Here is a 24343-nt window from a genome sequence, read left to right as displayed (position 1 = left end):
GATGACGAACGACGGCCGATGACGAACGTCGGACGGATGACGAACGACGACTGATGATGAACGGGGTACCGATGCACCAAGACCAGGACTGGATGATCGCCGAGGTCGTCTGGGTCCCCGGGGTCCGCCACGTCGTCGTCCTCAGTTCCGACGGCCTGCTGAAGGCCCGCTCGGCCGGTACGGACAGGGACGTCGCCGACCGGCTGTCGGCCGCCTGCTCCGGACTGCAGTCGCTGGCCCAGAGTGTGGGACGCGAGTTCGGCGGCGGCAACCGGGGCGTCAGGGAGCTGATGGTGGGCTTCGAAGGCGGCTTCCTGTTCGCCCGCGCCGCCGGATCCGGCTCCCATCTGGTGGTCATCACCGAGTCGGTGGTCGACCCGCGGCTCATCGCGCAGCAGATGCAGGCCCAGGTCATCAAGATCGGCGAGAGGAACTTCAGCACCCCCGCACGCCGGGCCGCGCGGAAATGAGCGGCGAGTACCACGACAGCGCGGTACGCCCCTACGTGCTGACCCAGGGCCGGGCCCGCCCCACCCGCAACACCATCGGCCTCGACACCCTGCTCGTCGTGGCCGACGCCGGCAAGCCCCTGCCACCCTCTGCCACCCGCCAGGCGCGCGACCTGCTGCGCATGTGCGGGCGGCTCCTGTCGCTGGCGGAGGCGGCGGCGCACCTCCGGCTGCCGCTGAGCGTGGCCGGGATCTTAGCCTCCGACCTGGTCGACTCCGGCCACCTGATAGCCCGCTCCCGCATCCCGGAAGCCGGGCGTCCCGACCTGACGACCCTCCAGGAGGTGCTCAATGGGCTCCGCCGGCTCAGCTGACCGCTACCTGCCCGACACCGTGCAGCAGGCGGTCAAGATCCTCGTGGTCGGCGACTTCGGCGTCGGCAAGACCACGATGATCGGCGCGGTCAGCGAGATCGAGCCGTTACGCACCGAGGAGACCATGACGCAGGCCAGCGTCGGCGTGGACGACCTGGCCGGGCTGGAGGGCAAGACCACGACCACCGTGGCCATGGACTTCGGCCGCATCACGCTCAGCCCGTACACCGCGCTCTACCTGTTCGGCACGCCCGGCCAGCGGCGCTTCTGGGACCTGTGGGCCGGTCTCGGCGAGGGCGCCGTGGGCGCGCTCGTCCTGGTCGACACCCGTCGTATCGAGGGCAGCTTCGAGGTGATCGACCAGCTCGAACTCCGCGGCGACCTGCCCTTCGCCGTTGCCGTCAACCACTTCCCCGACTCCGCCGACCACAGCGCGCAGGCGCTGCGGGAGGCCCTGGACCTGGAGCCCGGCACACCCATCGTGAACTGCGACGCCAGGAGCCGTTCCTCCTCGGTGGACGCGCTGATCACCCTCGTCGAGCACGCGCTCGCCCTGCAGAAGGGCCCCTCATGATCCCCCTGTCCGCCACCACGACCTGCCCCGACCCGCGTGGCGTCCTCCGCGGGCTGCGCCGCGACTGGGGCGAGGTCGCCTGGGTGGAGCTGGAGCCGGGCGTCGGCGCCTGGCTGGTCATGGGCTACCAGGAGCTGCTGACCATCACCCGGCAGGAGAAGCTGTACTCGCGCGACGCCCGCAACTGGCGGCTGTTCCAGGAAGGCGTCGTGCCGCCCGACTCGGGGCTGGGGCCGATGATGTTCTGGCGGCCCAACGTGATCGGCGCCGACGGGGCCGAGCACCGCCGCCTGCGCCGCGCGATCGACGACGGGGTTGCCGCGATCGACCAGCGCCGCATGCGCCGCTCCGTCGAGACCATGTGCCGCGAGCTCATCGAGGGCTTCGCCGACCGCGGCGCCGCCGACCTGGTCGGCGACTACGCGGCCGTCGTCCCGATGCTGGCCATCGCCGGCCTGTTCGGCCTCGACGCCGGCCAGGGCCACGAGCTGCTGGCGGCGTTGCGCGCCCTGTTCGGCAGCGCCGAGGACTCCCAGGCGGGCAACAGGAAGTTCGAGGAGATGCTCGGCGGCCTGCTGCGGGCCAGGAAGGAGACCCCGTCCGACGACCTGACCAGCCACTTCCTGGCCCACGCCGACCTGCGTGACGAGGCCGAGGTGCTGCAGTCGATGGTGGTGATGATCTCCGCCGCGCAGGAGACGACGACCACGTGGATCGCGCAGACCTTCCGGCTCATGCTGACCGACCCGCGCTTCGCCGGCCGGGTGCGCGGCGGGCGGCTGGGCGTCGACGACGCGCTGGACGAGGTGCTCTGGCGCGACCCGCCCATGACGAACATGCCCGCCCGGTACGCCCTGCGCGACACCGAACTGGGCGGCCGGCGCATCGCCCGCGGCGATGCGCTCATCCTGGGCCTGTCGGCGGCCAACGACGACCCGCGCGTCCACGGCGGCGCGACGGAGATCGAGCTGGGCAACCGCGCCCACCTGGCCTGGAGCGCCGGCCCGCACGTCTGCCCGGCCCCCGTCCCCGCCCGGCTCATCACCCGCACCGCCGTGGAGACGGCCCTGCACCTGCTGCCCGACGTACGCCTGTCCGTGGACGCCGCGGAGCTGACCCCGCACCCGTCACCGTGGACCCGCTGCCCCGCCTCGCTGCCCGTCCACTTCCGCGCGCTTGGAGACCGTTCATGATCCCTGTTGTCACCCTGGACCCCGCCGGCACCGACCACCACGGCGAGGCCGCCCGGCTGCGGGAGCTGGGCCCCGTCGTCCGCGTCGTCCTGCCGGGCGGCGTGGAGGCGTGGTCGGTCACCCATCACGCGCTGCTGGCCGACCTGCTGGCCGACCGCAGGGTCAGCAAGGACTGGCACAACTGGACGGCCGTCCGTGACGGCAGCATCGCCGACGACTGGCCGCTCATCGGCATGGTCAAGGTCACCAACATGCTCACCGCCGACGGGCGGGAACACCACCGGCTGCGCAAGTTCGTCACCCAGACGCTCACGCCGCGCCGCGTCCAGAGCATGCGGCCGCGCATCGCCGGGATCGTCGGCGGGCTGCTCGACGACCTGCCCTCGCACGCGGCCGCCGACGGAACCGTCGACCTGCGCAAGCACTTCGCCTACCCGGTGCCCATGCAGGTGATCTGCGAGCTCGTCGGGGTGCCGGAGGAGGAGCGCCCGGAGCTGCGGGAGCTGGTGGACAGCATCTTCCGCTCCACCACCGCCCCGGAGGAGGTGCTCAAGACCCAGCGCGACATCTACCTGCTGCTCGACCGGCTCGTCGCCGCGCGGCACGCCGCGCCCGGTGACGACCTGATCAGCGAGCTGATCGCCGCCCAGCGCGACGACCCGGAGCGGCTCACCGACGAGGAGCTGGTCGGCACGCTGTGGCTGATGCTCGCCGCCGGGCACGAGACCACCCTCAGCCTGATCGTCAACGGCGCCCGCGCCCTGCTCACCCACCCGGAGCAGCGCGCGCTGGCGGTGGCCGGCGGCGAGGAGACCTGGTCGGCCGTGGTGGAGGAGACGCTGCGCTGGGACGCGCCCATCGGCAACTTCATGGCCCGCTACCCGCTGGAGGACATCGAGATCGCCGGCGTCACCATCCCCGCCGGAGAGGCCATCCTGGCCCCGTACAGCGCGGTGGGACGCGACGGGGAGCACCACGGCCCGGACGCCGCGCGGTTCGACATCACCCGCGAGCAGCGCCGGCACCTGGCCTTCGGCGGCGGTCCCCACCTGTGCCTGGGCGCCTCGCTGGCGCGCCTGGAGGCCACCGAGGCGCTGCCCGCCCTCTTCCGCCGCTATCCGGGCCTGTCGCTGGCCGTCCCGCCCGCGGCGCTGGTCCCGGTACCGTCCCTGTTCTCCAACTCCGCGGCGGAGCTGCCGGTCTTTCTCACGGTGCCGTGATGACCCCTTATGCGGCAGGGATCTTCAGGAGAGGTGACATAACCGAAATGGTGTACGCCATGATGGGCGTGCGGCCGTCGTCACCACCGGCGGCGGCACGTACTCCACCAGGCACCCTGGAGATTGCATGTCCCGACCGCTGATCGGCATCACCGCCTACTTCGAAGCCGCCCGCTGGGGCGATTGGGTGCGGGAGGCGGTGCTGTCGCCCCCGTCCTATGCCAAGGCCGTCGAGCGTGCCGGGGGCGCCCCCATGGTGCTGCCGCCGCTGAACCTGCACGCGATCGACGACTACGTACGAGGGCTGCGGGGCGTGGTGCTGGCCGGCGGGGTCGAGGTGGGCGGTGGCGCCTACGGCGAGGAGCAGGACGAGCGGGTGCCCGAGGCGCAGGGGCACCGCGACAGGTTCGAGCTGGCCCTGGCCCGCGCCGCCGTACAGGCCGACGTGCCGATCCTGGCCATCGACCGCGGCATGCACGTGCTGAACGTCGCCCAGGGCGGCACGCTGATCCCGTGGCTGCCCGAGGTGCTCGACAACGAGCGGCACGCCGAGGCGGGCACGCCGCACGTCATCCAGGTGAGCGTGTCGAGCAAGCTCGGCAAGGCGGTGGGCGACAAGGTCGAGGTGGTGGCGCCGCACACCCAGTCGGTACGCCGGCTGGGCAACGGGCTGCTGGCCGTGGCCTGGGCCGAGGACCAGATCGTCGAGGGCATCGAGCTGCAGGGCCACCGGTTCGGGGTCGGCGTGCAGTGGCACCCGGAGCGGGGCGAGGACGGACGGATCTTCGATGCGCTCGTGGAGGCGGCCCGCTAGGCTTCGATCATGCCACTGCACCCCCAGGCGCAGGAGTACCTCGAGCGCTACCTGTCCGATCCCGGCGCCGGGCCGGCCGGGCTGGACCTGGCCGGGATCCAGGAGGCCCGGGCCCGGGACGACCTCGCGCTCCAGCGCGGGCCGCTCACCCACCTGCCCTTCGTCCGCGACGAGAGCGCCGAGGGCGTGCCCATCCGGGTCTACCGCGCCGACCGGGGCGACGGCGCGCTGCCCGTGGTGGTCTTCTTCCACGGCGGCGGCTGGATGAGCGGCGGCATCAAGCGCAGCGACGCGCTCGGCCGCGACCTGGCGATCCGCACCGGCGCGGTGGTCGTCTCCGTCGACTACCGGTTGGCCCCCGAGCACCCGTTCCCGGCCGCGGCCGACGACGCCTGGACCGTGGTGCGCGACATCTTCGCCCGCCCCGCCTTCTACCAGTGCGACGGCGGCGTCGCGGTGATGGGCGAGAGCTGCGGCGGCAACCTCGCCGCTGTGGCCGCCTGGCAGGCCCGCGACGCCGGGCTGCGCCTGGCCCACCAGGTGCTCGTCTACCCGGCGCTCGACGCGGCCATGGATTCCGCCAGCCACACCGAGTTCGCCAAGGGCTTCGGCCTCGACGCCGAGGACTTCGGGTGGCTCCTGGCTCACTACGCCGGCCAGGCCGACCCGGCGGATCCGCGGCTGTCCCCGCTGCGGCTGCCGTCCGTCGCCGGGCTGGCGCCCGCGACCGTGGTGACCGCCGAATACGACGTGCTCCGCGACGACGGCGAGCGCTACGGCACGCGGCTGGCCGAGGCCGGGGTGCCCGTCGAGACACGCAGGTTCGACGGGGCGATCCACGGCTTCTTCGCCCTGCCCGGCCTGTTCGACCAGGCCGTCGAGGCCCGCGACTACGTGGCCGACCGGCTGCGGGAGGCCCTGTGACATACCGGAGCGCCTACGAGAAGCTGAAGCTCGACACGCCCGCCGACGGCGTGCTGCGGATCACGATCAGCGAGCCGCGCAGACGCAACGCGGTCGACATGACCGGCCACCGCGAGCTGGCCGAGATCTGGCGCGACGTCGACCGCGACGACTCCGTCAGGGCGGTGGTCATCAGGGGAGAGGGCGAGGCGTTCTCCGCGGGCGGCGACCTGTCGATGATCGAGGAGATGACCCGCGACCACGCCACCCGGCTGCGCGTGTTCGCCGAGGCCCGCGACATCGTCTACAACGTGCTCAACTGCGCCAAGCCGATCGTCTCGGCCGTCCAAGGGCCCGCCGTGGGCGCCGGGCTGGCCGTCGCGCTGCTGGCCGACATCTCCGTCGCCGGGCGCACCGCCCGCATCATCGACGGCCACACCAGGCTCGGCGTCGCGGCGGGCGACCACGCCGCGATCATCTGGCCGCTGCTGTGCGGGCTGGCCAAGGCCAAGTACCACCTGCTGCTGTGCGAGCCCGTCACCGGCGCGGAGGCCGAGCGGATGGGCCTGGTGAGCCTGTGCGTCGACGACGATCAGGTGCACGACAAGGCGATGGAGATCGCCGTGCGGCTCGCGGCCGGCTCCCAGGAGGCCATCCGCCTGACCAAATACTCCCTGAACAACTGGCTGCGCATGGCCGGGCCCACCTTCGACGCCTCGCTCGCCATGGAGTTCCTCGGCTTCAGCGGCCCCGACGTGGTGGAGGGTGTGCGGGCGGTGCGCGAGAAACGGTCACCGGAGTTCGGCTGACCTGCGGTTTCACCCGCGTGCCCAGGGTAGGCGTGACCTTTGGACGGTGTGGAAGGGCTGCTGCCGCACCAGCGCCGGAACGGGCCTGTCCGCCGAGGCCGAGAACGCCGCCCCGGGAGACGAAGCCGCGGCTCGCCGGACGCTGGTGCGCGTGGCAGATCGGCCACACCGTCGATCTGTACGTGTGGTCAGAAGCTGCGCGGCAGCCCCAGCACCTGGGTCGCGAGGTAGTTGAGCAGCAGCTCCTCCGTCACGGGCGCCACCTTCCCGATGCGGGCGTCCGTGAGCAGCCTGGCCACCGGGTACTCCAGCGAGTACGCCATCCCGCCGTACGTCTGGAACGCGGCGTCGGCCGCCTCCCACGCCGCCTGTGAGGCGGTGAGCTTGGCGATGTTGGCCTCGGTGCCGCACGGCAGGCGCCGGTCGAACGACCACGCGGCCTTGTAGATCATCAGGCGGGCCAGCTCGATCTTGGCTTTGACCTGGGCCAGCGGGAACGCGATCGCCTGGTTGGCGCCGATCGGCCGGCCGAACACCTCGCGCTCCTTGGCGTACCGCACCGCGACCCGCAACGCGACCTCGGCCCCGCCCAGCGCGGAGGCGGCGAGCAGGACGCGCTCGGGATTGAGGATGTCCCACAGCACCGCCGCGCCCTGGTCGATCTGCCCCACCACGCTGGAGGCGGGCACCCGGAGGTCGTCGAAGAACACCATGTTCGACGGCGTCGTGTTGGCGCCGAGCTTCGGGATCGGCTGGTAGGACAGCCGACCGGACGCCACCGCCTGCGGCACGTTCACCAGGAAGACCGTCAGCCCGTGCGTACGCGGCCTGGCCTCGGCCGCCGGGACGGTCCTGGTGACCAGCAGCATCCAGGTGGCCCGCTGCACGCCGGTGATCCAGATCTTCTGACCCTTGATCACGTAGTCGTCGCCGTCGCGCCGGGCCGCCGTCGTGATCGCCAGCGAGTTGGAGCCCGCGTCCGGCTCCGTCAGCGCGAAGCACGTCTCCACCTCACCCGTGGCCAGCCGGGGCAGCAGCGCCGCCCGCTGCTCGGCCGTGCCGTGCCTGGCCAGGGTGAGCGCGCCGAACCCGGGCGTCAGCACGTACGTGAACGCCGAGCCGCCGGCCGCCCCAGAGGCGGCCAGCGTCTCCGTCGCCACCGCCAGCTCCAGCAGCCCCTGGCCGCCCCCACCGAACTCCTCGGGCACGGCCAGCCCCAGCCACCCGCCCTTGGCCAGCTCCGCCCAGACCTCCTCCGGCCAGCGCTTGTCCGCCTCGCACCGCTGCCAGTAGTCAAGGTCATAGCGTGCGCAGATGTCGCCGATGCCACGCTGGACGGCCAGGGCGCTTTCGGGAAGGGTGAAATCCATCACACCATCGTAGAAGTAAGTTCTGTTCAGGGTCGAGGCCGGCGGGCGTGGAACACGAACGCCGGAGGCATGTTGCGCCACACCGTACGACCCCTCACGACCTCCTCGAACCGCTCGGCCAGCAGCGCGCGGAAGCGGCGCGCCGAGTTCAGCGGGACGGCGTGGATGTAGGAGAAGGTGGTGAACGCCCCGGCCGAGCTCAGCGTCGAGGCCACCGCGCCGAGCAGCCCGCGCTGCAGGTCGTCGGGGAAGGCCGCCCAGGGCAGCCCGCTGACCACCACGTCCGCCTGCCGCAGGCCGCGCTCGCTGAGCAGGCGGCGCAGCTCGGTCGCGTCGTCGTGCGCGACGTCCACGGTGGGGAACCGCTCGGCCAGCAGCGCCGCCAGCGACTGGTTGACCTCCACGGCCAGATGGTGGCCACGCCCGCCCAGCCGGCGCTGGATCTCGGCGGTGAAGGGCCCCGTACCAGGGCCGAGTTCGACCACGGTCGGCTCGCCGCGTTCCGGGACCGGCGTGCAGACCGCCGCCGCGAGCCACCGGGAGCTGGGCGCGAGCGCCCCGATGGTGGCCGGAGCGCGCAGGAACTGGCCGAGGAACATTGCGCTGTCATTGGGCATACCACAAACGTAAGGGAGTTCTCGCCCCGATTTCGTCCCCCCAAGGGACGATGCCGCGGCCACTTGGAGGAGACCGCCTCCTCCGGCGGGAGGAGCGGCGCGAAGGAGCGGCGGGAGCGCCATCGGGTGCGCGCCACCCGGATACCGTGTGCGCATGCGATGGCGTGGTGTGCCGCTCGACCTGGTGCTCGCGGCCGCGGGGACCGCTCTCGACGTGTTGCTGTCGGCCAAGGGCGGCGGCTCCGCGCTGCTGCCGGGCAACGAGGTGATCCCGATGGCCGTGGGCGTGGGCGCGCCCATGGGTCTGGTCAGGCGCGCGCCACTGGCGGTGAGCCTCTACCTGGCCGCCTTCCTCGTCTTCACCGACCAGGTGGGGTCGTTCACCTCCAACACCGCCCAGATGCTGCTCTGCGTCTCCATCGGCCTGGTCGCCTACCGCTCGGGCCGGCGGCCGACCTGCCTGGCGCTGGGCGTGGCCGTCGCCGCGACCGCGGTCAACCTGGCCGACCCGGGCATCGCGTTCACCACGAACGCGTGGATGTACTCGGTGCTCGTCCCCGCCCTGCCCGTCCTCATCGGCGCCTACCTGCGCGGCCCCGCCGGGCGGCTGAAGGACGCCGACCTCACCCCGGACGTGCTGCTGGCCGGCGGCGGGGTGGCCTTCACGGTGCTGAGCACCTGGACCGAATGGCACAGCGGCACCGCGCCGGTCTGGGGCGTGGGGCTGCTCGCGGTGCTGGGCGGGCTCTCCCTCGGCGTCGCGCGGCGCTTGCCCGGCCTGGTGTTCATGTTCCAGAGCGCGCTGCTGATCGCCGCCGACCAGTATCTCAACGAGGCGGTCACCACCTGCCTGACCCTGACGCTGATCGCGCTCTGCGTGTTCGCGATGCGGATCGCCTCCTGGGCCTGGATCACGGTCACCTACGTGACCTGCACCATGCTCGCCTCGATCGCGATCGTCCAGGACTCGACCGAGGTCACCGCGCTCCGCGTCGCCGTCCTGATGGCCCTGGTGACCACACCCGTCGCGATCGGCCGCTACCTGGGTGTACGGCAGGCGGCCGCCGAGGCCGAGGGGCTGCGGCTGCGCGAGTCGGCACGGCTGGCGGTCGCCCAGGTACGCGCCGACCAGCTCCTCGAGCGCGAGAACATCGCCCGCGAGGTACACGACATCGTGGCCCACCACGTGGGCGCCATGGTCCTGCGGGCCGGCGCCGCCCGCTACGCCGCCCCCGAGGGGCCCGTCGCCGACGCGCTGGCCGACATCCGCGAGACGGGCCACCAGGCGCTGGAGGACCTGCGCGGGCTGCTCGACGTGCTGCGCGACCCCGGCCGCCGGCCCGACATGGCCGCCGACCCCGCGGCCGTCATACGCGAGTCCGCCGAGCGGATGACCGCCGCCGGCCTCCAGGTGGAGCTGGAGCTCGACCCGGCCACCGCGCACGCCCCCCTCGTGGCCCGCGCCTCCGCGGCCCGCATCGTCCAGGAAGGTCTCACGAACGTGCTCAAGCACGCCGGTCCCGGCACTCAGGTGAGTGTCGCCGTCACCTCCGCCGGCCAAGGGCTGACCGTACACATACGCAACGGCTCCCCGCCCACCACCATCGAACGCCTGCCCTCCTCCGGCCGCGGCCTGGCCGGCATGCGCGAGCGCGTCCGCGCGCTCGGCGGCACGCTGAGCGCGGGCCTCGACCAGGACGGCGGCTGGCTGCTCACCGCGAACATGCCCACAGCCCCGCACGCCACAGCCCCGCACGCCACAGCCCCGCACGCCACAGCCCCGGCCCCGCACACCACTGAGCCGCACGCCACTGCGCCCGTCGCAGGGCGCACGAGGTGCGTCACCGACCGCTTCTTCACTGGGGGCCTCACGGGAGGTGGCGCGTGATCCGCGTGCTGGTCGCCGACGATCAGGCACTGGTCCGCGCGGGCGTACGCATGCTCCTACAGGTCACGGGCGACATGGAGGTCGTGGCCGAGGCCGAGGACGGCGCCGAGGCCGTACGCCTGGCCGAACTCCACCTGCCCGACGTGATCCTGATGGACCTGCGCATGCCCCGGGTCGACGGGCTGGAGGCGATCAGACGGATCCTGGTGGCGCGGCCGGCCGCCAGGATCGTCGTGCTCACCACGTTCGCCGAGGACTCCAACGTCTACGCCGCCCTGCGCGCGGGCGCCGTCGGCTTCCTGGTCAAGGACGACGAGCCAGAACGCATGGTCGACGCCGTGCGCAGGGCCGCGACCGGCGAGCAGCTCCTGGCCCCCTCCGTACTGCGCCGGGTGGTCGCCCGCTTCCTGGCCGCCGAGGAGGCGGCGAGCGTACCGGTCCCCGCCGGGCTCACCGAGCGCGAGCTGGAGGTGCTGGCGCTGGTCGGCACCGGCCTGTCCAACGCGGAGATCGCCGAGGAGCTGAGCGTCGGCGTCACCACGGTCAAGTCCCACGTCGCCGCCGCCATGGACAAGCTGGGGCTGCGCAACAGGATCCAGGCCGCCGTCGTCGCCTACCGCACCGGCCTGGTGGACGCGGCGTTCCGCCCGGTACACCACTCCTTGCGCCGGCCCCTTCGCCACCCCCGCGGCGGCCCTCCGGGTGATCCCCTGGGCTGACCCGTGTACGGGCTGTTCGGGCCCTCCGGGTGATCCCCTGAAGCTGATCCGCCTGCGGGCTGTTCGGGGTCGCCGGAGTCCCGGTCGCCGCCGGCCGCCGTTAGGCTCGTCGCTGTGTACGTGAAGATCTGCGGGTTGAGCGAGCCCGAGCACGTGGCGGCCGCCGTCGAGGCGGGCGCCGACGCCATCGGGTTCGTGCTGACCCGAAGCCCTCGTCAGGTGACCCCCGAGCGGGCCGCCGCACTGGCCGCGGCGGTCCCCGCCCACGTCCTCACGGTGGGCGTGTTCCGCGGCGAGACCCCCGAGGCCGTCCGCGCCGCCACGATCGCCTCCGGAGTGCGCGGCGTCCAGCTGCACGGCCGGCATCCGCACGGCGACTTCACCGCCCTGAAGGATCTCGGCCACACCCTGGTCAGGGCCGTCGACGCCGAGGCCGACCTGCGCTGCGGCGCCTACGACGAGGACCTGCTCATCGTCGACGCGCCCCGCCCCGGCTCCGGCGAGCCCTGGGACTGGGCGGCGGTACGCGGCCGCCCCTCGGGGCGCTGGCTGCTCGCGGGCGGCCTCGACCCGTCCAACGTCGCCCAGGCCGTCGCCGCCGCGGCGCCGTGGGGCGTGGACGTGTCCAGCGGGGTCGAGGTGGCGCCCGGGGTGAAGGACGCCGACCTCATCAGACGCTTCATCGCGGCGGCCCGCCCATGACCGGCGGCGCGTCTCAGGATGACTTCGCCCGGAGTGTGGCCTTCACGCACGACTTCACCCGGCGGAAGGCGGGGCGGATCGTCGAAGTGCCGGGCGGCTTCGCTGTGCTCAACGACCGCTACCCCGGCTCGTACGACGACAACAAGCTCGTCATCTGGTCCGGCGACGATCCGGGCGCGGCGCTGAAGGCGGCCGACCAGGTGCTCGCCGGGTACGCCCACCGGCTGGTCAACGTCGACGACGACCGCCTGGGCCAGGCGTACGCGCCCGCCTTCGAGGCCGCTGGCTACACCCACGAGACCAACCTGGTCATGGTCTTCCGCGGCACGTTCCCGCACGACGCGGCACCCGCGGAGCACCTCGACCTGCCCGCGCTGCTGCCCACGCTCCGGGCCGGCTGGCGCGAGACCCTGCCCGAGGCCACCGCCGACATGATCGACCAGCTCGCCAGGCGCGTGCAGGAGCGATTGCGCGGCGCCGACACGGTCGGTTTCCGGGGCGTACGGTCCGAGGACGGCGAACTGGCCGCGCGTGCCGACATCTACCGGCACGGCGACGTCACGCAGATCGAGGACCTCTACACGGGCGACCGCCACCGCGGCAGGGGGCACGCCCGCACCCTGATGAGGGCGCTGCTCGCCGAGGCGGCCGGCAGCGAGCTGGTGTTCCTGATGGCCGACGCCGGTGACTGGCCCAAGGACTTCTACGAACGGCTCGGCTTCAAGCCGGCAGGCCACACCCACAACTTCGTCCGCACCTGACCGGCCGCCCGACCGGCCGTGCGCTACGGCCCCGCGCGGTGCGGCTTGGCGCCGGAGGTCGGTCGCGGGTCATGGGGTAGACAGAGGAGGGCCGGAGGCGGTCAGACGAGGGCTGCGGGGCGGTGGCGGGTGGTGAGGCTGAGGGTGAGGGTCAGGGCCGTCACGCCGAGGTAGGCCGCGCCCGCCACCACCGCCGCTCCGTGCAGCCCGCCGATGAAGCGGGGCCCGCCGGGAGCGCCCGCCATCGCGCCGAAGACCGCGACGCCGATCGCGCCGCCCGCCTGCCGGGCGGTGTTGTTGATCGCGCTCACCAGCCCCTCCCTGCCGGGCGGCGGGTCGCTCATGGCCAGGGCGACCACGCTCGGCGTCAGCAGCGCCGCGCCCAGTCCGATGACGGCCAGGGCCGGGAGCAGCACCTGGTACGGCGCGGCCGGCCGTACCAGGAGCAGTAGCCCCATGCCCACCGCCAGGGTGAGGAGCCCGGCGACCATGACGGGCCGCGGCCCGTACCGGCCGGTCAGGCGCCCGAACGGGGCGGCCAGCAGCGCCAGCGGCACGAACAGCGGCAGCAGCGCCGCGCCCGCCGTCATCGGGGACAACCGCAGCACGCCCTGGAGATACAGCGTGATCAGCAGCATCATGCCGTTGATCCCGAAGTTCATGGTCGCCGAGCCGATCGTGCCGACCGCGATCGAGGGGCGCCGCAGCAGCCCGAGCGGCAGCATCGGCGTCTCCCGCCGGCTCTCGATCACCACGAACGCGGCCAGCAGCGCACTGGCGAGCGCGAACAGCCGCCAGTCGGGCCCGTCGCGGCCCGCCTGGATCACCGCGTACGTCAGGACCAGCAGCGTCCCCGCGCCCGTCACCGTGCCCGGCAGGTCGATCGGCCGGCGCTCGGGCTCGTCGGCCGGCGCCACCCGGAGTACCGCCACGAAGATGATCAGGATGATCGGCACGTTGACGGCGAAGATCGACGGCCAGCCGAACGCCTGGATCAGCACCCCGCCGAGTAGCGGCCCGGCGGGCAGGGCCGCGCTGCCCACCGCGGCCCATACCCCGATGGCCCTGGCCCGTTCCCGGTCGCCGGGGAAGGTGCGGGTGATGACCGCCAGCGTGCCCGGCAGGAGCAGCGCGGCGCCCACGCCCTGCACCGCCCGCGCCGCCACCAGGGCCCCGACGCCCGGCGCGAGCGCGCAGCCCGCCGACGCCACGCCGAACAGCGCGAACCCCGCCAGCACCACCCACCGGTGTCCGAAGCGGTCGCCCAGCGTGCCGCCCGTCAGCAGCAGCCCGGCGAGCGCGATCTGGTAGCCGTCGACCACCCACTGCAGGTCGGCGAGCCCGGCGTGCCGGCCGGCCGCGATGGACGGCAGCGCCACGTTCACGATGGTCACGTCCAGCAGGACGACGAACAGGCCCGCGCACATCACGATCAGGATGTTCCGCTTCATCCTCTTCACCTGCGCGCTGAGGACCGACGTTAACCTCCTGCGGCGCGCCGATCCGAGCGGCGCCACCAGGAGGGCCTCGGCGAGAGCGGCCAGAGAGCGGCCAGAGAGCGGCCAGAGAGCCGCCAGAGAGCCGCCAGAGAGCGGTAGGGGAGCCTCGGGGAGGCCGCCGGGAAGGTCGTCGGCGAGGACGAGCCGATGCCAACCCCGCTACGGAGAAAGGCGACGCAGTAGGGTCGGCAGCGTGAGCGAAACTTCCGCCGAGGATCGGATCTGGACGGTTCCGAACCTGCTGAGCTTCCTGCGCCTCCTCGGCGTTCCTGTCTTCCTCTGGCTGGTATTGGGACCGAAGGCGGACGCCTGGGCGATCCTCGTGCTCGCGGTCGCCGGATTCACCGACTGGCTGGACGGCAAGATCGCTCGCGCCTTCAACCAGATGAGCAGGCTCGGCCGGATCATCGACCCGGCGGCCGACAAGCTCTACGTCTTCGCCACCATCCTGGCGTTGCTGGTGCGCGACGTCATTCCGTGGTGGCTGGTGGCGATCATCCTGGGTCGCGAACTCTTCGTCGCGTGTTTCTTTCCCGTACTTCGGAAGAGCGGTTACAAGGCACTTCAGGTGCATTTCCTGGGCAAAGCCGCCATGTTCAACCTGATGTACGCCTTCCCTCTGCTCTTCCTTGCCTCCCACACTGGGTGGTATGCCGATATAGCACGAATTGTCGGGTGGGCCTTTGCGCTCTGGGGAACCGGCCTGTACTGGTGGTCGGGGGTGCTGTATGGGATACAGGTACGACGGCTCGTAACCACGGCCAAGGAGGAGTGATCGGGTGAAGGCGGTCGTCATGGCGGGTGGAGAGGGCACTCGGCTGCGTCCGATGACGGCCAACCAGCCCAAGCCCCTGCTGCCCGTGGTCAATCGCCCGATCATGGAGCACGTGCTGCGGCTGCTCAAACGGCACGGCATCACCGAGACCGTGGTCACCCTCCAGTTCCTGGCCGCGCTCGTGCGCAACTACTTCGGCGACGGCGACGAACTCGGCATGAGCCTGCAATACGCCACCGAAGACGTCCCGCTGGGCACGGCGGGCAGCGTGAAGAACGCCGCGGCCCGCCTGCGCGATGACCGATTCCTGGTGATCTCCGGTGACGCCCTGACCGATATCGATTTGTCGGATATGGTCCGTTTTCACCGTGAAAATTCGGCGCTTGTCACTATCGGGTTGAAACGGGTGCCCAACCCCCTCGAGTTCGGCATCGTGATCGTCGACGAGGGCAACCGGGTCCAGCGCTTCCTGGAGAAGCCCACCTGGGGACAGGTCTTCTCCGACACCGTCAACACCGGCATCTACATCATGGAGCCCGAGGTCCTCGACGCGGTCGCCTCGGGAGAGCCCGTCGACTGGTCGGCCGATGTCTTCCCCACCCTGCTGGAGCGCGGCGCCCCCATCTTCGGCTATGTCGCCGAGGGCTACTGGGAGGACGTCGGCACCCACGAGAGCTACCTCAAGGCCCAGGCCGACGCCCTGTCCGGCCGGGTCGCCGTGGACATCGGCGGCTTCGAGGTGTCGCCGGGCGTCTGGGTGGCCGAGTCGGCCTCGGTCGACCCCGACGCGGTGCTCAAGGGCCCGCTGCTGGTCGGCGCGTACGCCAAGGTCGAGGGCGGCGCAGAGCTGCGCGAGTACACGGTGCTCGGCAACAACACGGTCGTGCGCGAAGGCGCCTTCCTGCACCGGGCGGTCGTCCACGACAACGTCTACCTGGGCCCCGGCAGCCACCTGCGCGGCTGCGTGATCGGCAAGAGCACCGACGTGATGGCCGGGGCCCGCATCGAGGAGAACGCCGTCATCGGCGACGAGTGCGTCATCGAGCCCGAGGCGTACGTCTCCAGCGGCGTCAAGGTCTACCCGTTCAAGACCATCGAGGCCGGCGCCGTCGTCAACACCAGCGTCATCTGGGAGTCGCGCGGCCAGCGCAGCCTGTTCGGCCCCCGCGGTGTCAGCGGCCTGGTCAACGTGGAGATCACCCCCGAGCTGTGCGTACGGCTGGCCAGCGCGTACGCCACCACCCTGAAGAAGGGCGAGCACGTCGTCACCTCGCGCGACTCCTCGCTGGCCGCCAGGGCGCTGAAGCGGGCCGTGATCGGCGCGCTCAACGCCAGCGCCATCAACGTCCTCGACCTGGAGGCCGCGCCGCTGCCGGTGGCCCGCTTCCACACGGCCAGGGAGTCGGCCGCGGGCGGCATCGCGCTGCGCACCACCGCGGGCGACCCGCAGAGCATCGACATCGTCATCATGGACGACCGCGGCGCCGACCTGCCCCCGGCCGCCCAGCGCAAGCTGGAGCGCGTCTTCTCCCGCCAGGAGTTCCGGCGCGCCTTCCCCGGCGAGATCGCCGAGCTCCGCTTTCCCGCCAGGGCGGTCGAGGACTACGCGTACGAGCTGCTGCGCTGCGTCGACATGACCGGCATCAGGGACATGAAGGTCGTCGTCGACTGCGCCGGAGGGACCTCGGCGCTGGTCCTGCCCACGCTGCTCGGCCGGGTCGGCGTCGACGTGCTCACCGTGAACGCCCGCCTGGACGACATCTCGCCCACGGAGACGTTCGCCGAGCGCCGAAGGGACCTGCAGCGCCTGTCGGAGCTCGTGAGCTCCTCCAGGGCGGCCTTCGGGGTGCGGTTCGACCCCGTGGGTGAGCGCATCGCGCTGGTGGACGAGATGGGCCAGCTCATCGGCGAGGAGCGGGCCCTGCTCGTCGTGCTCGACCTGATCGCCGCCGAGCGCAGGACCGGCCGGGTGGCGCTGCCCGTCACCACCACCAGGGTCGCCGAGCAGGTCTGCCGCTTCCACGGCGTACAGGTGCGGTGGACCTCCACCGCGGTCGACGCTCTCACCTCGGCCGCGGTGGACGACGACATGATCTTCGCCGGCGACGGCAGGGGCGGCTTCGTGGTGCCCGAGTTCGGCCCGGCGATCGACGGGGTGGCGGCGTTCATGCGGCTGCTCGGCCTGGTCGCCCGCACCCGGCTCTCGCTCAGCCAGATCGACGCGCGCATCCCCGAGGCCAAGCTGCTCAAGCGTACGGTGCCGACCCCGTGGGCGGCCAAGGGCGCCGTCATGCGCTCGGTCATCGAGGCGGCCGAGGCCGAGCCGGAGGGCTGCCGCGTCGACACCACCGACGGGGTGCGGGTGGCCGCCGAGGATGGGAGCTGGGTGCTGATCCTGCCCGCGGCCACCGAGCCGGTCACCGATCTGTGGGCCGAGGCCGCCGACATGGACACCGCGCAGTCGCTCCTGGAGCACTGGGCCCGCGTGGTCGAGGAGGCGGCTTCCTGACCCTCGGGACCGAAATCGTACGGCAATCCGCATGAAACTGTCACGGAGAGTGACACTGGCGGATCGGTGGCGGCGGAACGTACAAGATCGTAATGTAGAAACGCGCGGCGGCATGGACCTTGGGGCTCGGGCGGCGGTAACTTTGTCACCGTCCGAACCCGTCGTCCAGCGCCCCGCCTTGACCTTTGCCGCTGATCAGCGTAAGTTGCGGCATTCGCAAACTTGAAGAGCGAAGCGAGGCGCGCCCAGATCCCCGTTGCCGCGTCTTCGCGGTAGGAGGCCGAGCCGATCGATGCCGAGCGTCTACTGCACGCAGTGCGGGCACGCCAACCCCGAGGATGCCCGTTTCTGTTCCCGTTGTGGGTCACCGCTGACCAGAACCGAGGTCGCCGGGGACACCACATCGACGATCTCTGTCGCGGGAATCGAGGCGTACGAGGCTGAGACCGGTGACATGCTCCTCGCCGAGCGCGCGCTGGTGGAGCAGCTGCCGCCTGGCGCGGCGTTGCTCACGGTGACCAGGGGGCCCAACGCCGGGAGCCGTTTCCGCCTTGACAAGGACCTCACCACCACGGGGCGCCATCCCGAGAGCGACATCTTCCTGGACGACATCACGGTCTCCCGGCGGCATGTGGAGTTCTACCGCCTTCGCGGCGGCCAGTTCTCCGTGCGCGACGTGGGCAGCCTCAACGGCACCTACGTCAACAGGGAGCGCATCGAGGAGGTGCCGCTGCACTCCGGTGACGAGGTGCAGATCGGCAAGTTCCGCCTCGTCTTCCTGATGCGGACCGCCGCCGGCGCATGAGCGAGCGCAGCGAGCGACCGATAGTCACCGCGTTCATGCGGCTCACGGAGGAAGCCGCATGAGCGCGCAGGCGGCACGCTCGCACATGAGCATCGGGGAGGTGCTCGCCATGCTCCAGGGCGAGTTCCCCGATGTGTCGATCTCCAAGATCCGCTTCTTGGAGGGCGAGGGGCTCATCGAGCCGGAGCGCAGCCCGTCGGGCTACCGCAAGTTCACCCACCTGCACGTCGAGCAGCTGCGCTACATCCTCACCGAGCAGCGCGACCACTACCTGCCGCTGCGGGTGATCAAGGACAAGATGGCCGAGCACTTCGGCCGCCCGCGTGCCGTGACCGACCGGCCGCAGGCGCGGGAGGTGCGGCTGAGCCGCGCCGAACTGCTGGAGGCGGCTGGGCTCGACGAGGACACCCTCGCCGAGCTCGAGGACTACGGGCTGCTCGCGGCGACGGCCAGGCGCTACGACGAGGAAGCGCTCAACGTGGCGCGCAGCGTCGGCGCCCTGGCCCGGTTCGGCCTGCACGCCCGGCATCTGCGCGCGGTCAAGGCCGCCGCCGAGCGCGAGTGCGGTCTGGTGGAGCAGACGGTCGCTCCCATACTCAAACGCCGCGCCCCAGGGGCCATCGGAGAGGCCGACGAGGCCGCCAGGGAGCTGTCGGCGTTGCTGCTCGACCTGCACGCCGCCCTGGTGCGTACGGGCGTGCGAACCGTTCTAGGCCGATGACCGGACCAGCGGGACATACAAGGCCCCTCGGGTGTTACGTTGAAATGCAGAAGCGGACCGGCTCAATAGCTGTGCCGGGGTCGCCGACCAGTCGAATATGGAGCAGCCCGTGTTGCAGATGGAGGTCGTGGGCGTCCGCGTAGAGATGCCCACAAATCAGCCGATCGTCTTGCTCAAGGAGGCACACGGGGAGAGGTTCCTGCCGATTTGGATTGGGATGACCGAAGCCACGGCCATCGCTCTGGCCCAAGCGGAGGAGCCTCCAGCCCGGCCACTCACGCACGACCTGTTCAGGGACGTGCTGAGCGCTCTTGGCGTGGGCCTGCGCGCGGTCAACATCGTCGCCCTGCGTGACGGTATCTTCTTCGCCGACCTGGTGTTCTCCAACGGCGTAGAGGTGAGCGCGCGGCCCTCCGACTCGATCGCGCTCGCCTTGCGCACCGGAGCACGAATCTTCGCCAGTGAGGAGGTCGTCCAGGAGGCCGGGGTGATCATCCCCGACGACCAAGAGGACGAGGTGGAGAAGTTCAGGGAGTTCCTTGACACGATCACCCCCGAAGACTTTGGCCGGGCGGGGTAGGTATTTCAGTGCATTTACGCTTCACGACGCGCCGAGCCGGATCGTTGACTGCACATGGTCACGGTCCTACGGTGCAAGTGAAACCCGTGGCCGCGCTTTTACGAACCCCCAGATCAGGCCACGGGATGAGAGAAAGCCGGAGGTCCGCGTGGCGGTCAGCAGCGGCGAGGGAAAGACGGCCGGCCAGGAAGATCCGGTGCGGCGTGAGAGTGCGCGGCAGCGTGCCGGAGAGCAGGGCCTGCTCTTCGACGAGCAGCCCACGACACTGCCGAGTGACATCGGATACCGCGGCCCGACGGCGTGCGCGGCGGCCGGCATCACCTACCGGCAGCTCGACTACTGGGCGCGCACGGAGCTGGTCCTGCCGACGATAAGAGCCGCGCACGGCTCGGGCTCCCAACGGCTCTACAGCTTCCGCGACATCCTGGTGCTCAAGGTCGTCAAGCGGCTCCTCGACACCGGAGTCTCCCTCCAGCAGATCCGTACGGCCGTGCAACACCTGCGTGACCGCGGGGTCGGCGACCTCGCGCAGATCACGCTCATGAGCGACGGCGTCAGCGTCTACGAGTGCACCTCGGCCGACGAGGTGATCGATCTGCTCCAGGGCGGCCAGGGCGTGTTCGGCATCGCGCTCGGCCGGGTCTGGCGCGAGGTCGAGGGCTCCCTCGCGGAGCTGCCGGGGGAAAGAGCGGCGGTCGAGGACAGCGTCCCGGCCGACCACCCCGCTGACGAGCTGGCCCAGCGGCGGCGGGCGCGCCGCATAGGGTAGCAATACGGTAGTAACCTTAGAGCGCAAGGCTGACGACCCCCTGCGGGAGAGTCCCGGGCTGGTCCCGGGGCGCCGAAGGAGCAACCCTCCCCGGAATCTCTCAGGCACCCGTACCGCTCGGGGTAGGCAACTCTGGAAAGCAGGCACGCCCGCCAGGCGCGCCTCACCGACGGTGCAAGCCCTCATGGGGTGAAGCTCTCAGGTCGCCATGACAGAGGGGGAGATCCGGCACTCGCCCGCGCCCAGGCGCCGGTCTCCATAGCCCTCGGGAGGCACCTCCATGACCGATCTGTCAGCTCCGCCGTTCTCGACCCGGCACATCGGCCCGTCCGAATCCGAGCAGCAGCGCATGCTCGAGGCCGTGGGATTCGAGTCCGTGGCCGACCTGGTGGCGGTGGCCGTCCCCGAGTCCATCAGGATCAAGGACTCGCTCTCACTGCCCGCCGCGGCCAGTGAGAGCGAGGTCATCGCCGAGCTGCGGGCCATCGCGGGCCGCAACCGGGTGCTCACCTCGATGATCGGCCTGGGCTACCACGACACGATCACCCCGGCGGTGATCCGCCGCAACCTGCTGGAGAACCCGGGCTGGTACACCGCCTACACCCCCTACCAGCCGGAGATCTCGCAGGGCCGCCTGGAGGCGCTGCTCAACTTCCAGACCGTCGTCTCCGACCTGACCGGGCTCGACGTCGCGGGCGCCTCCCTGCTCGACGAGAGCACGGCCGCCGCCGAGGCGATGACGCTGGCCAGGCGCGCGGGCAAGTCCAAGAGCGACGTGTTCGTCGTCGACGCCGACGCGCTGCCCCAGACCAAGGCGGTGCTGGCCACCCGCGCCGAGCCGCTGGGCATCACGCTCATCGAGGACGCGCTCGACGGCGAGCTGCCCGAATGCTTCGGCGTGCTCGTCCAGTACCCGGGCGCCTCCGGCCGGCTGCGCGACTTCCGCGCCGTGGCCGAGCGGGCGCACACCGCGGGCGCGCTGGTCGTGGCCGCCGCCGACCTGCTCGCGCTGACCCTGGTCACCGCGCCGGGCGAGCTCGGCGCCGACATCGCGATCGGCTCCTCGCAGCGCTTCGGCGTGCCGTTCGGCTTCGGCGGGCCGCACGCCGCCTACATGTCCGTACGCGAAGGACTGCAGCGGCAGATGCCCGGCCGCCTGGTGGGCGTCTCCGTCGACGCCGACGGCGCGCCCGCCTACCGGCTGGCCCTGCAGACCCGCGAGCAGCACATCAGGCGCGAGAAGGCCACCAGCAACATCTGCACCGCGCAGGTCCTGCTCGCCGTCATCGCCGGCATGTACGCCGTCTACCACGGCCCCGACGGGCTGCGCCGCATCGCCGCCCGCGTGCACCGGCACGCCGCCGCGCTGGCCGAGTGCCTGCGCCGCGGCGGCGTCGAGGTCGTCCACCAGGAGTTCTTCGACACCGTGCTGGCCAGGGTGCCCGGCCGGGCCGCCGAGGTCGTCCGGCAGGCCGCCGAACGCGGCGTCAACCTGTGGCAGGCCGACGCCGACCACGTCTCCGTCGCCTGCGACGAGAAGACCACGGCGGCCGACCTCGAGCAGGTCGCCGCCGCCTTCGGCGTCAGCGGGCCGGTGGCCGGCCTCCTCACCGACGAGGGGCTGGACACGCTGCCCGCCGCGCTGAGGCGGGAGTCCGGCTACCTCACCCACCCGGTCTTCCACAGCCACCACTCCGAGACCGCGATGCTGCGCTACCTGCGCAGACTCCAGGACAAGGACATCGCCCTCGACCGGTCCATGATCCCGCTCGGCTCCTGCACGATGAAGCTGAACGCGACCACCGAGATGGAGCCCATCACCTGGCCGGAGTTCGCCGGGATCCATCCCTTCGCGCCCGTCGGGCAGGCCGCGGGTTACCGCCACCTCATCGAGACCCTGGAGGAGTGGCTGGCCGAGGTGACCGGCTACGACGCGGTCTCCATCCAGCCGAACGCCGGGTCCCAGGGAGAGTTCGCCGGGCTGCTCGCGATCCGGGCCTACCACCGCGACCACGGCGACGAGCACCGCGACATCTGCCTCATCCCGTCCTCCGCGCACGGCACGAACGCGGCCAGCGCCGTCATGGCCGGCATGCGTGTCGTGGTCGTGGCCTGCGACACCGAGGGCAACGTGGACCTGGCCGACCTCGACGCCAAGATCGACAAGCACCGCGACGCGCTGGCCGCGATCATGCTCACCTACCCGTCGACGCACGGCGTCTTCGAGGAGACGATCACCGAGGTCTGCGCCAAGGTGCACGATGCGGGCGGCCAGGTCTACGTCGACGGGGCCAACCTCAACGCGCTGGTCGGGCTGGCCAAGCCGGGTGAGTTCGGCGCCGACGTCTCCCACCTGAACCTGCACAAGACGTTCTGCATCCCGCACGGCGGCGGCGGCCCCGGCGTCGGCCCGGTCGCGGTCCGCGGCCACCTGGCCGCCTACCTGCCGGGCCACCCGCTGCGCCCCGGCTCACCGGTCGGCGCGGTCGCCGCGGCCCCGTACGGCTCGGCGGGCATCCTGCCGATCTCCTGGGCCTACGTCAGGATGATGGGCGGCGATGGCCTGGCCGCGGCCACCGAGCAGGCGATCCTGTCGGCCAACTACCTCGCCCGGCGGCTGGCCCCGCACTACCCGGTGCTCTACACCGGGCGCGGCGGCCTGGTGGCCCACGAGTGCATCGTCGACCTGCGGCAGATCACCAAGGAGACCGGCGTCACGGTCGACGACGTGGCCAAGCGGCTCATCGACTACGGCTTCCACGCGCCGACCATGTCCTTCCCGGTGGCCGGCACGCTGATGATCGAGCCGACCGAGAGCGAGGACCTGGCCGAGCTCGACCGGTTCGTTGACGCGATGGTGGCCATCAGGGGCGAGATCGCGCGGGTCGCCTCGGGCGCCTACGACCGCGCCGACAACCCGCTGCGCAACGCCCCCCACACCGCCGAGGCCGCCACGGCCGACGAGTGGGCCCACCCCTACAGCCGTACCGAGGCGGTCTACCCGCTGCCGTCGCTGCGGGAGGGCAAGTACTGGGTGCCGGTGCGGCGCATCGACCAGGCTTACGGCGACCGCAACCTGGTCTGCTCCTGCCCGCCGCTGGAGGCGTACGAGGACTGACCTGTCCGCCGCGTCCACGACCGATCCGGCTGTCGGGTCCCTGACTCGCCCGGCTGCCGGATCCGTGACTGATCCGGCTGTTGCGTCCGTGACTAGCCCGGCTGTCGGGGTCCGTGACTAGCCCGGCTGTCTGGGTCCGTGACTGATCCGGCCGTCACGTTCGCGTGACCGTGGCCCTCTCCGCCGTTGTGCTCGGCGGGGAGGGCTACGCCCGTTTTCTGGGATTTTTTCCCGCCACCCAGGCTGAACGTGGCCAGTGAGAAGACATGATCACCGGAACTCGTTAGGCTCGGTCCGACCGTCGCCTAAGGAGCTCTCTTGACGTTCTCAGAGCTGCAGGTCCCGCCTCTCGACACCGCTCGCCGCCTGGCCGAGCACGGTGATCTCGACGGCGCGGCGGCCATACTCAGCGAGCTGGCCGCCGACCCCGAAGAGCCCGACCGGGCGCAGGCCGCCGTGGGCCTGGCCGTCGTGCTCGACGAGCGGGGCGACCCGGAGGGGGCCCGGGCGGCCGCCCGGGTCGCGCTGGCCACCGGCCATCCGGAGTTCGCCGCTCAGGCGGCCTGTCACCTCGCGCAGGGCTTCGAGCGCGAGGGCCGCGCCGAGCAGGCCAGGGGAGCGTGGCAGGCGGTCCTGGGTGTCGGCACGGCCGCCTACGTCCCGCTGGCGCGTCTCGCCCTGGCCCGGCTGGCCGTGCTGGCGGGCGACTACGACGAGGCGGAGGACGAGCTGCGGGCCGCGCTGGCCGCCGCCGGGCCGGACGCCGGGCCGGACGTCGGTGCGCACGCCGCGCAGCAACTGGCCGAGCTGCTGCTGGAGCGGGGCGAGCCGGGAGAGGCGGCCGAGGTGCTGCTGGAGGCGCTCGAGGTGGCCTCCCAGGAGGACGTGGCCCGGCTGCGGGTGCAGCTCGGCATCGCGCACTTGGAGCTCGCGTGCGCGGAGTTCGCCGGGGCGGTGGAGGACGGAGGCGACGCGCCGACGAGCGGGCTGGCCATCGAGCTGCTGGCCAGGACCCTGCCGCTGCGTGGCCGCGTCGACGACGCGGGCCGCGTCTGGACCTATGGGCTGGAGCACGAGGACGAGACGCTGGCCGCGGAGGTGCGGCTGCGTTACGACCGCGACACCTGACCGACCTCTCCCTCACGCGAGCGCCTCGTAGGACCGAGCACCCTCC

General features: G+C 71.8%; 23 protein-coding genes and 1 riboswitch. Of the genes, 20 read left to right on the top strand and 3 right to left on the bottom strand.

Annotated features, from left to right (window positions below; all coding sequences use genetic code 11):
- Positions 1-71 precede the first annotated feature (71 nt).
- From AB0H88_RS16915 to AB0H88_RS16880, 8 genes are all read left to right on the top strand, one after another.
- A complete protein-coding gene (locus AB0H88_RS16915; protein WP_357645269.1) occupies positions 72-470 on the top strand; it encodes a roadblock/LC7 domain-containing protein in 399 nt (132 codons plus the stop codon).
- Complete coding sequence (locus AB0H88_RS16910; protein ID WP_357645267.1) at positions 467-823, top strand: DUF742 domain-containing protein; 357 nt, start codon at positions 467-469, stop codon at positions 821-823. Before AB0H88_RS16915 ends, AB0H88_RS16910 begins: the two co-directional genes overlap by 4 nt.
- The gene (locus AB0H88_RS16905; RefSeq protein ID WP_357645266.1) at positions 801-1397 is read left to right on the top strand and encodes an ATP/GTP-binding protein; all 597 of its coding nucleotides are present in this window, start codon (positions 801-803) and stop codon (positions 1395-1397) included. The genes AB0H88_RS16910 and AB0H88_RS16905 overlap by 23 nt, the downstream gene beginning before the upstream one ends.
- On the top strand, positions 1394-2590 hold the full coding sequence (locus AB0H88_RS16900; RefSeq protein WP_357645264.1) for a cytochrome P450: 1197 nt from the start codon (positions 1394-1396) through the stop codon (positions 2588-2590). The genes AB0H88_RS16905 and AB0H88_RS16900 overlap by 4 nt, the downstream gene beginning before the upstream one ends.
- Complete coding sequence (locus AB0H88_RS16895) at positions 2587-3810, top strand: cytochrome P450 (protein ID WP_357645261.1); 1224 nt, start codon at positions 2587-2589, stop codon at positions 3808-3810. Before AB0H88_RS16900 ends, AB0H88_RS16895 begins: the two co-directional genes overlap by 4 nt.
- Before the next feature lie 127 nt (positions 3811-3937).
- Positions 3938-4624 carry a gamma-glutamyl-gamma-aminobutyrate hydrolase family protein gene (locus AB0H88_RS16890; RefSeq protein ID WP_357645259.1) on the top strand — a complete coding sequence of 229 codons (687 nt, stop codon included), beginning with the start codon at positions 3938-3940 and terminating at the stop codon, positions 4622-4624.
- Positions 4625-4633: 9 nt separating this feature from the next.
- Complete coding sequence (locus tag AB0H88_RS16885; protein ID WP_357645257.1) at positions 4634-5548, top strand: alpha/beta hydrolase; 915 nt, start codon at positions 4634-4636, stop codon at positions 5546-5548.
- Entirely contained in the window at positions 5545-6336 is a 792-nt protein-coding gene (locus AB0H88_RS16880) for an enoyl-CoA hydratase/isomerase family protein (protein WP_357645255.1), read from the top strand. Before AB0H88_RS16885 ends, AB0H88_RS16880 begins: the two co-directional genes overlap by 4 nt.
- A gap of 188 nt (positions 6337-6524) precedes the next feature.
- Here AB0H88_RS16880 and AB0H88_RS16875 read toward each other — a convergent pair whose 3' ends face one another.
- Together AB0H88_RS16875 and AB0H88_RS16870 are read right to left on the bottom strand one after the other, a co-directional pair.
- The gene (locus AB0H88_RS16875) at positions 6525-7706 is read right to left on the bottom strand and encodes an acyl-CoA dehydrogenase family protein (RefSeq protein ID WP_357645253.1); all 1182 of its coding nucleotides are present in this window, start codon (positions 7704-7706) and stop codon (positions 6525-6527) included.
- A gap of 26 nt (positions 7707-7732) precedes the next feature.
- Entirely contained in the window at positions 7733-8323 is a 591-nt protein-coding gene (locus AB0H88_RS16870) for an SAM-dependent methyltransferase (RefSeq protein WP_357645251.1), read from the bottom strand.
- A gap of 154 nt (positions 8324-8477) precedes the next feature.
- On the opposite strand from AB0H88_RS16870, the gene AB0H88_RS16865 reads away from it, so the two are divergent.
- The 4 genes from AB0H88_RS16865 (at position 8478) to AB0H88_RS16850 (ending at position 12393) form a co-directional block, all read left to right on the top strand.
- Positions 8478-10211, top strand: coding sequence for a histidine kinase (locus tag AB0H88_RS16865; protein WP_357645249.1), 1734 nt, complete (start codon positions 8478-8480; stop codon positions 10209-10211).
- Complete coding sequence (locus AB0H88_RS16860; RefSeq protein ID WP_357645247.1) at positions 10208-10930, top strand: response regulator transcription factor; 723 nt, start codon at positions 10208-10210, stop codon at positions 10928-10930. Before AB0H88_RS16865 ends, AB0H88_RS16860 begins: the two co-directional genes overlap by 4 nt.
- A gap of 114 nt (positions 10931-11044) precedes the next feature.
- A complete protein-coding gene (locus tag AB0H88_RS16855; RefSeq protein ID WP_357645245.1) occupies positions 11045-11632 on the top strand; it encodes a phosphoribosylanthranilate isomerase in 588 nt (195 codons plus the stop codon).
- Positions 11629-12393 (top strand): GNAT family N-acetyltransferase, encoded by a 765-nt coding sequence (locus tag AB0H88_RS16850; RefSeq protein ID WP_357645243.1) that lies wholly within the window; start codon positions 11629-11631, stop codon positions 12391-12393. Before AB0H88_RS16855 ends, AB0H88_RS16850 begins: the two co-directional genes overlap by 4 nt.
- 101 nt (positions 12394-12494) lie before the next feature.
- Here AB0H88_RS16850 and AB0H88_RS16845 read toward each other — a convergent pair whose 3' ends face one another.
- On the bottom strand, positions 12495-13844 hold the full coding sequence (locus AB0H88_RS16845; RefSeq protein WP_357645241.1) for an MFS transporter: 1350 nt from the start codon (positions 13842-13844) through the stop codon (positions 12495-12497).
- Between the two features lie 241 nt (positions 13845-14085).
- On the opposite strand from AB0H88_RS16845, the gene AB0H88_RS16840 reads away from it, so the two are divergent.
- The 8 genes from AB0H88_RS16840 (at position 14086) to AB0H88_RS16805 (ending at position 24297) form a co-directional block, all read left to right on the top strand.
- Positions 14086-14667: a CDP-alcohol phosphatidyltransferase family protein gene (locus tag AB0H88_RS16840; protein ID WP_357645240.1), complete on the top strand. Its 582-nt coding sequence runs from the start codon at positions 14086-14088 to the stop codon at positions 14665-14667.
- Positions 14668-14671: 4 nt separating this feature from the next.
- Entirely contained in the window at positions 14672-17176 is a 2505-nt protein-coding gene (locus tag AB0H88_RS16835; protein WP_357645238.1) for a mannose-1-phosphate guanyltransferase, read from the top strand.
- Between the two features lie 292 nt (positions 17177-17468).
- Positions 17469-17981: an FHA domain-containing protein gene (locus tag AB0H88_RS16830; protein ID WP_357645236.1), complete on the top strand. Its 513-nt coding sequence runs from the start codon at positions 17469-17471 to the stop codon at positions 17979-17981.
- 58 nt (positions 17982-18039) lie between these two features.
- Positions 18040-18702 carry a MerR family transcriptional regulator gene (locus tag AB0H88_RS16825; protein WP_357645234.1) on the top strand — a complete coding sequence of 221 codons (663 nt, stop codon included), beginning with the start codon at positions 18040-18042 and terminating at the stop codon, positions 18700-18702.
- A gap of 109 nt (positions 18703-18811) precedes the next feature.
- Positions 18812-19282, top strand: a complete 471-nt coding sequence (locus AB0H88_RS16820; RefSeq protein WP_214634355.1) for a bifunctional nuclease family protein — start codon at positions 18812-18814, stop codon at positions 19280-19282.
- Between the two features lie 148 nt (positions 19283-19430).
- On the top strand, positions 19431-20051 hold the full coding sequence (locus AB0H88_RS16815; protein WP_357645232.1) for a MerR family transcriptional regulator: 621 nt from the start codon (positions 19431-19433) through the stop codon (positions 20049-20051).
- A 33-nt stretch (positions 20052-20084) separates the two neighbouring features.
- Positions 20085-20177: riboswitch (glycine riboswitch) on the top strand.
- A gap of 154 nt (positions 20178-20331) precedes the next feature.
- Complete coding sequence (gene gcvP, locus AB0H88_RS16810) at positions 20332-23169, top strand: aminomethyl-transferring glycine dehydrogenase (protein ID WP_357645230.1); 2838 nt, start codon at positions 20332-20334, stop codon at positions 23167-23169.
- A 318-nt stretch (positions 23170-23487) separates the two neighbouring features.
- Positions 23488-24297 (top strand): tetratricopeptide repeat protein, encoded by an 810-nt coding sequence (locus AB0H88_RS16805; protein ID WP_357645228.1) that lies wholly within the window; start codon positions 23488-23490, stop codon positions 24295-24297.
- Positions 24298-24343 lie beyond the last annotated feature (46 nt).

Origin of the sequence: Nonomuraea sp. NPDC050680, assembly GCF_040654555.1 — a bacterium.
Lineage (GTDB): Bacteria > Actinomycetota > Actinomycetes > Streptosporangiales > Streptosporangiaceae > Nonomuraea.
This window is presented reverse-complemented; position numbering and strand designations above follow the sequence as displayed.

Excerpts from the sequence above, each read along its gene's own strand:
- AB0H88_RS16850 (WP_357645243.1), top strand. The coding sequence starts at position 11,629 with ATGACCGGCGGCGCGTCTCAGGATGACTTCGCCCGGAGTGTGGCCTTC.
- AB0H88_RS16885 (WP_357645257.1), top strand. The coding sequence starts at position 4,634 with ATGCCACTGCACCCCCAGGCGCAGGAGTACCTCGAGCGCTACCTGTCC.
- gcvP (WP_357645230.1), top strand. The coding sequence starts at position 20,332 with ATGACCGATCTGTCAGCTCCGCCGTTCTCGACCCGGCACATCGGCCCG.
- AB0H88_RS16845 (WP_357645241.1), bottom strand. The coding sequence starts at position 13,844 with ATGAAGCGGAACATCCTGATCGTGATGTGCGCGGGCCTGTTCGTCGTC.
- AB0H88_RS16830 (WP_357645236.1), top strand. The coding sequence starts at position 17,469 with ATGCCGAGCGTCTACTGCACGCAGTGCGGGCACGCCAACCCCGAGGAT.
- AB0H88_RS16915 (WP_357645269.1), top strand. The coding sequence starts at position 72 with ATGCACCAAGACCAGGACTGGATGATCGCCGAGGTCGTCTGGGTCCCC.
- AB0H88_RS16870 (WP_357645251.1), bottom strand. The coding sequence starts at position 8,323 with ATGCCCAATGACAGCGCAATGTTCCTCGGCCAGTTCCTGCGCGCTCCG.
- AB0H88_RS16895 (WP_357645261.1), top strand. The coding sequence starts at position 2,587 with ATGATCCCTGTTGTCACCCTGGACCCCGCCGGCACCGACCACCACGGC.
- AB0H88_RS16875 (WP_357645253.1), bottom strand. The coding sequence starts at position 7,706 with ATGGATTTCACCCTTCCCGAAAGCGCCCTGGCCGTCCAGCGTGGCATC.
- AB0H88_RS16825 (WP_357645234.1), top strand. The coding sequence starts at position 18,040 with ATGAGCGCGCAGGCGGCACGCTCGCACATGAGCATCGGGGAGGTGCTC.
- AB0H88_RS16910 (WP_357645267.1), top strand. The coding sequence starts at position 467 with ATGAGCGGCGAGTACCACGACAGCGCGGTACGCCCCTACGTGCTGACC.
- AB0H88_RS16890 (WP_357645259.1), top strand. The coding sequence starts at position 3,938 with ATGTCCCGACCGCTGATCGGCATCACCGCCTACTTCGAAGCCGCCCGC.
- AB0H88_RS16900 (WP_357645264.1), top strand. The coding sequence starts at position 1,394 with ATGATCCCCCTGTCCGCCACCACGACCTGCCCCGACCCGCGTGGCGTC.
- AB0H88_RS16905 (WP_357645266.1), top strand. The coding sequence starts at position 801 with ATGGGCTCCGCCGGCTCAGCTGACCGCTACCTGCCCGACACCGTGCAG.
- AB0H88_RS16865 (WP_357645249.1), top strand. The coding sequence starts at position 8,478 with ATGCGATGGCGTGGTGTGCCGCTCGACCTGGTGCTCGCGGCCGCGGGG.